General features: G+C 71.0%; 3 protein-coding genes and 1 pseudogene. 3 read left to right on the plus strand and 1 reads right to left on the minus strand.

The annotated features are described in order from the left end of the window. Nucleotides 1-732: pseudogene (locus B7767_RS26595) on the plus strand (serine/threonine protein kinase); the annotation flags it as partial. 16 nt (nt 733-748) lie between these two features. On the opposite strand, the gene B7767_RS26600 reads toward B7767_RS26595, so the two are convergent. Continuing rightward, nucleotides 749-1,555 (minus strand): SGNH/GDSL hydrolase family protein, encoded by an 807-nt coding sequence (locus B7767_RS26600; protein ID WP_085574408.1) that lies wholly within the window; start codon nt 1,553-1,555, stop codon nt 749-751. A 598-nt stretch (nt 1,556-2,153) separates the two neighbouring features. Here B7767_RS26600 and B7767_RS26605 point away from each other — a divergent pair. Further along, nucleotides 2,154-2,975 carry a glycosyltransferase family 2 protein gene (locus B7767_RS26605; protein ID WP_085574409.1) on the plus strand — a complete coding sequence of 274 codons (822 nt, stop codon included), beginning with the start codon at nt 2,154-2,156 and terminating at the stop codon, nt 2,973-2,975. Continuing rightward, the coding region (locus tag B7767_RS26610; RefSeq protein ID WP_085574410.1) for a glycosyltransferase family 2 protein at nt 2,972-3,916 on the plus strand (945 nt) is incomplete at its 3' end. The genes B7767_RS26605 and B7767_RS26610, both read left to right, overlap by 4 nt.

Below are 3,916 nucleotides of genomic sequence, written 5' to 3' on the forward strand. Positions count from 1 at the left end.
CTGCCGCAGCCGGGGGCGCACCCGCCCGCTTCCCCGACACCGGTCGCTGGAGTGCCGGCGGCGACCACCGCGGTCACCCGGCCCGGACGCGACCGGCGTGCCGCGGTCGCCCTGGTGGCGGGCGTGGTGGTCCTGGCCCTGGCGCTGGCCGGGCTGACGTACGCGCTGCTGGACCGCGGGGACGGCGAACCCGACGCCAAGGGCACCGGGGGCCGGGCGAGTTCGCCCGCACACACCGGTGACGACGAGGACGACGGCGGCGGGACGCCGGCGACGGACGATCCGACGCCGTCCCCCACCGCGAGCGAGGAGGAGAAGGAGAAGTCCACTCCCCCGCCGCAGACGGTGTCGGTGACGGTGACCGGCGCGCACACGGAGTACTCCGGGAGCTGCCCGCCGGCGCACGCGCTGGCGCCCGCGTTCACGGCGACGTTCACGGTGGGGCGGTCGCCCGCCGAGGTCTCCTACCGCTGGGTGGCCGAGGACGGCTCGGTGGACGATCCCGGCTGGCGGAAGCTGTCGTTCCCCGAGGGGGAGGGGCGTACGAAGCAGGACACGGTGGTCGTGACGACGTACTCGGGGAGCGGGACGCACCGGAGCGAGATCGGCGTGGAGGTCCGGGAGCCGGTGCGGGCGGTCTCCGAGACGGTGCCGTTCTCGGTGACGTGCGAGCCGGAGACCCCGACGGGCGGGGCCTCCGCTTCGCCTTCCGGTTCGGACGACGGGTACTGACGGACGCCGACGCCGGTCAGGCCACGGCGTCGAGCACCGGCAGATAGCCGCCGGACTGCCCGGCGGCCGTCGGGTGGTACGAGTTGCCGATGTTGAACCAGTCCACGCTGTGCAGCCAGGAGCTGCCGGAGCAGATCTCGTGGCCGGTGAAGGTGGAGCGTACGTCGCCGAAGGTGAAGCCGTGGGCGCCGGCGCGCTGGGCGAGGGCCTTGTCGAGATGGTCGGCGGCGTCGTTGATCGCCTTCCGCTTGGTCTCGGAGAGACCGATGCAGGAGGTGCCGAGTTTGTAGAACCGGGGGTAACCGATCACCACGACCTCGGCGTTGGGGGCCCGGTCGCGGATCGCCGAGTAGACGCTGTCGAGCCTGCCGGGCAGCGTCGAGTCGACGTACGCCTTCGCGGTGGCGATCCGCGAGAGGCAGGAGCTGTCGGACTGGAGCACACAGGTCGTCATGACGTCGGAGAAACCGGCGTCGTTGCCGCCGACACTGATCGAGACCAGGCCGGTCGAGGTGGAGAGCGGGCCGAGCTGCCCGGAGAGGACATCACCCGTTCGGGCGCCCGAGCAGGCCGTGAAGTCGAAGGACGAGGGTGAGTTGGCGGCCGCCCAGAGGTAGGGGTGGGCCTTCGTGCTGCGCTTGCAGTCGCCGCTGGAGGAGATGTAGCTGCCGGCTCCGACGCCGGAGGCGTAGGAGTCGCCGAGCGCCACATACCCGTCCGCCGCCGCCTGTTGGGACGCCTGGGCCGTCGTGGCCCCGGTGAGGGCGGTGGTGGCGGCGAGAAGGAGCGAGCCCACGGAGAGGGCAAGTCGGGAACGTCTCATGGAACCTCCCTTTAGCAGGATCTCTGCCGCAACCGTGGTACCAACTACGCGTGTTGACCGGAAGTGTTCATGCCAAGACTGTTACTGTTCAGTTCTGGACCAGAACCGGTCGTAAGGACTTTTACGCCCTTGACGACCCCTACGGGGTGCGCCAGATTGAAGCCCGGCATCCGACACTTCGGGGGGAAAAGTCGGCCATGCGGAAACACACATCCCGGCAAGAGACTTACGTAACCGCCAAATCGACGAAAACGTGATCGGCCGTTCCAGGTCTTGCCATTCGGGTTCAATCGTCAATACCGTCATACATCTCACCCGCATCGGTCCGTCAGTACGCGGCTCCAGGGGAGGGCTCAGGACCGCGACGAACCGGCGCGGGGCGCGGTAGGGGGGTGCCGTGCTCGGTGACCGCATCGGTGACCGAGCCGTGCCGCGCGGTCGGCTGCCGTTTTCGCGGCCGGCCAGTTCTGCCAGCTCACCCGGCGCGCATGTCAGCACCATCGGCGTGCCCGTGGGGTGAGAACCCCCCTTTCGAACCGGACGAACAACCGGGCCGCCCGAGGGGCGGGCGGTCCACCGGACGAGAGGGACCAGACTCATGAGTTCCGTTCTGCAGCCGGCGACCGAGGATCAGGACCCGCCGACCGCCCGCACCTACCGGCCCGTCTCCTCTCACCTGGCCATCGCGCCGCCGGTGAGCGTGGTGATACCGGCCATGAACGAAGCGGAGAACCTGCCGTACGTCTTCAAGACGCTTCCCGACTGGATCCACGAAGTGGTCCTGGTCGACGGCAACTCCACCGACGGCACCGTCGAGGTGGCCCGCGAACTGTGGCCCGCCGTCAAGGTCGTCGGACAGCGCGGCAAGGGCAAGGGGGACGCGCTGCGCTCCGGGTTCGACGCCTGCACCGGCGACATCATCGTGATGGTCGACGCGGACGGCTCGGCCGACGGCAACGAGATCGTCAGCTACGTCTCCGCGCTGGTCTCCGGCGCGGACTTCGCCAAGGGGTCCCGCTTCGCCAACGGCGGCGGCACCGACGACATGACGTTCATCCGCATGCTGGGCAACCGGGTGCTGTGCGCCGTCGTCAACCGCAAGTTCGGCGCGCGGTACACCGACCTCTGCTACGGCTACAACGCCTTCTGGCGGCACTGCCTGGACAAGATCGACCTCGACTGCACCGGCTTCGAGGTCGAGACCCTGATGAACATCCGGGTCGTCAAGGCCGGCCTCAAGGTGCAGGAGATACCCAGCCACGAGTACCTGCGCATCCACGGCACGAGCAATCTGCGGGCCGTGCGCGACGGGCTGCGCGTGCTGAGAGTCATCCTCGGGGAGCGTTCCAACCGGCGGGCCCTGCGCCGCCGCCCGCACCCCTCTCCGCTGCTCGACACGGTCCGGGGGAAGGCGTCTTGAGGGATCCCGGCGCCCCGGGCGTCTCGGTCGTGATCTGCGCCTACACCGAGGACCGCTGGGAGGACGTCCTCGCGGCGGTCGCCTCGGTGCGGGCGCAGTCACGGCCGGCCCTGGAGACCCTGCTGGTCGTCGACCACAACCGGGACCTCCTGGACCGCCTGGACAAGGAGTACAAGGAGACCGACGACGTGCGGGTGCTCGCCAACGCGGGCCCCCGCGGCCTGTCCGCCGGCCGCAACACCGGGATCGCCGCCTCGCGCGGGGACGTCGTCGCCTTCCTCGACGACGACGCCGTGGCCGAGCGCGACTGGCTGAAGCACTTCGCCGAGGCGTACGACGACCCGCGCGTGATGGCGGTCGGCGGGCGCACCGAGCCCGTCTGGGCGTCGGGCCGGCGTCCCGACTGGTTCCCCGAGGAGTTCGACTGGGTGGTGGGCTGCACCTACCGGGGCCTGCCGCGCGGGCGGGTGCGGGTGCGCAACGTGCTCGGCGGCAACGCCTCCTTCCGGCGCGAGGCCTTCGACGCGGCGGGCGGCTTCGCCACCGGCATCGGACGCGACGGTGACAGGCTCCCGCTGGGCGGCGAGGAGACGGAACTGTGCATCCGCCTCAGCCGCGCCCGCCCCGACGCGGTCCTGCTGATCGACGACCGCGCGGTGATCCACCACCGGGTGCCCGAGGTCCGCGAGCACTTCCGCTACTTCCGTACGCGGACCTACGCCGAGGGGCTGTCGAAGGCGCTGGTGGCCCGCAGCGTGGGAGCGGGGAAGGGCTTGGAGTCCGAACGCCGGTACACCACGCGCGTACTGCCCGCCGGGGTGGTGCGGGGGCTGCGCGACGCCCTGCTGGCCCGTCCGGGCGGCGCGGCGCGCGCGGGGGCGATCGTGGCCGGGGTGCTCACGGCGGCGGGCGGCTACCTGGTGGGGAGCGTACGGGCCGGG

Origin of the sequence: Streptomyces sp. 13-12-16, from assembly GCF_002114215.1 — a bacterium.
Taxonomy (GTDB): domain Bacteria; phylum Actinomycetota; class Actinomycetes; order Streptomycetales; family Streptomycetaceae; genus Streptomyces.

What these genes read in the sequence shown, in the direction of transcription:
- B7767_RS26600 (WP_085574408.1), bottom strand. Translation starts at nt 1,555, where the DNA reads ATGAGACGTTCCCGACTTGCCCTCTCCGTGGGCTCGCTCCTTCTCGCC.
- B7767_RS26605 (WP_085574409.1), top strand. Translation starts at nt 2,154, where the DNA reads ATGAGTTCCGTTCTGCAGCCGGCGACCGAGGATCAGGACCCGCCGACC.